The organism is Amycolatopsis sp. SID8362 (assembly GCF_010550475.1).
GTDB classification, from domain to species: Bacteria; Actinomycetota; Actinomycetes; order Mycobacteriales; family Pseudonocardiaceae; genus Amycolatopsis; species Amycolatopsis eburnea.
In genome coordinates this window covers 1-1,910 of record NZ_JAAGNB010000710.1, presented here as the reverse complement: position 1 = coordinate 1,910, position 1,910 = coordinate 1, and the positions used below count along the sequence as shown (strand labels likewise).

The window sequence follows — 1,910 nt, the reverse complement described above, 5'->3', positions numbered from 1 at the left end:
AGGTCGACCGGCTCGCGGACGCCCAGCCCGGCGCCGTCGGTGCGGGCCAGCAGCAGCAGCGAGTTCACCAGCTGCCCGGCGCGCTCGGTCGCGTCGCGGACCACCCCGCCCATCCGGCGCAGCTCGGCTTCGTCGGCGTCGTCGTCGGCGAGGGTGACGTCGAGTTCCGTGCGGATCACCGACAACGGCGTCCGCAGCTCGTGGCTCGCGTTCGCGACGAAGTGCCGCTGGGCGTCGAACGCGGCCTGGAGCCGGTCCAGCATGTCGTCGAACGTCTCCGCCAGCACGGCCAGTTCGTCGCGCGGGCGCACCTCGCCGATCCGTTCCCCCAGCGACTCGACCGACAGCCGCCGCGCGGTGCCGGTGATCTCGCGCAGCGGCAGCAGGACGCGGGAGGTGAACGTCCAGGCGAGGATCGCCGCGGCCGCCACCACGAAGAGGAACGCGATCGACCCGAACAGCAGCATCCGGTTCCGGGCGTGCACCCGCAGGGACTCGGCGAGCGTCGAGGCGTCGACCGTGACGCCGTCGACGACCACCGTGCTGCCCGGCGGCATCTGCGGCACGGCGTCGAGCGAATCCCGCACCAGCGTCCAGGCCAGCCAGAGCAGCAGCAGGCTGACGACGGCGACCAGCACGGTCGCCAGCAGGGTGATCCGGGCGCGGAGGCTGCGGGTGCCCGGCAGGTTCACGCGCGTGGCGCGCCGGGCTCCGGCACCCGGTACCCGGAGCCGACGACGGTCTCGATGATCCCCGGCTCGCCGAGCTTCTTGCGCAGCGTCATGACGGTGACCCGGACGGTCGTGGTGAACGGGTCGGCGTTCTCGTCCCACACCCGTTCGAGCAGCTCTTCGCTGCTGACGACGGACCCGGCGGCCGACAGCAGCACCTCGAGGACGCCGAACTCCTTGCGCGTCAGCTCGACCGGCCCGCTCGCCCGCCGCACGGTCCGCTTGGCCGGGTCCAGCTCGACGTCCCCGGCGGTGAGCAGCGGCGGCGCGGCCGGCGTGGCGCGGCGGCCGAGCGCCCGGACGCGGGCGACCAGCTCGGGGAAGGCGAACGGCTTCGCGAGGTAGTCGTCGGCGCCGAGGGAAAGCCCTTCGACGCGGTCGGACACCGAACTGCTCGCGGTGAGCATCAGCACCCGGGTCAGCTCCCCGGACGCGACGATCTCGCGGCACAGCTCGTCCCCGGACATCCCGGGCAGGTCGCGGTCCAGCAGCACGACGTCGTACCGCGTGACGGCGGCCTTCTCGTGCCCGTCGTCACCGGTGAGCGCCACGTCCACGGCCATGCCTTCGCGGCGCAGGCCACGGGCGATCGCGTCGGCCAGGGGTTCTTCGTCCTCGACTACCAAAACTCGCACGAGCCCACAATCCCATATTTTCCTGAGAGTGCCCTTTAAGGATGAAGCTTGTTCTGGTTAGGCCGCCGCGCCCCGCCCACACGCTGCTGATCAGCGCAAAGTCATGCGGCGGCCGACGGCTGAACAAGCTTCACATGGGCTCGGCCCAGCGCAGCGCGAACCACAGCCGCATCCGGGTCTCCGGGTCCGCCAGATCCACGCCCAAAGCCCGCTCGACCTGCGCGATCCGGTGCCGGACGCTGTTGCGGTGCACGCCCAGCTCCGCGGCCGTCGGCTCCCACCCGCCGTGGTGGGCCAGCCACGTCCGCAGCGTCCGCACCAGCGCACGGTCCCCGGCTTCGTCGAGGGCCACCAGCGGCGCCAGGGTCTTCTCCGCGAAGCTCCGGGAAGCGTCCGGCGGCAGCAGCGCGTCGAAGTCCGGCGCGCCGGTTTCCGCCACCACCGGACGGCCCAGCGCCCGGGCCCGCGCCAGCAGCAGCTCCACCTCCGCCCCGGCCGACGCCGCCCGGGAAGCGGGCACGGGCGAACCCACGGCCGCCAGCCA

The 1,910-nt window shown here is 73.0% G+C and carries 3 protein-coding genes; all 3 read right to left on the bottom strand.

The window, feature by feature from the left end:
- A partial coding sequence (locus G3I65_RS21900; RefSeq protein ID WP_160697768.1) for a histidine kinase dimerization/phospho-acceptor domain-containing protein occupies positions 1 to 692 on the bottom strand: 692 nt, incomplete at its 3' end.
- Complete coding sequence (locus G3I65_RS21895) at positions 689 to 1,366, bottom strand: response regulator transcription factor (protein ID WP_163046732.1); 678 nt, start codon at positions 1,364 to 1,366, stop codon at positions 689 to 691. The genes G3I65_RS21895 and G3I65_RS21900, both read right to left, overlap by 4 nt.
- A gap of 130 nt (positions 1,367 to 1,496) precedes the next feature.
- Positions 1,497 to 1,910, bottom strand: a 414-nt coding sequence (locus tag G3I65_RS21890; protein WP_160697767.1) for a CdaR family transcriptional regulator, incomplete at its 5' end; no start/stop codon positions are given.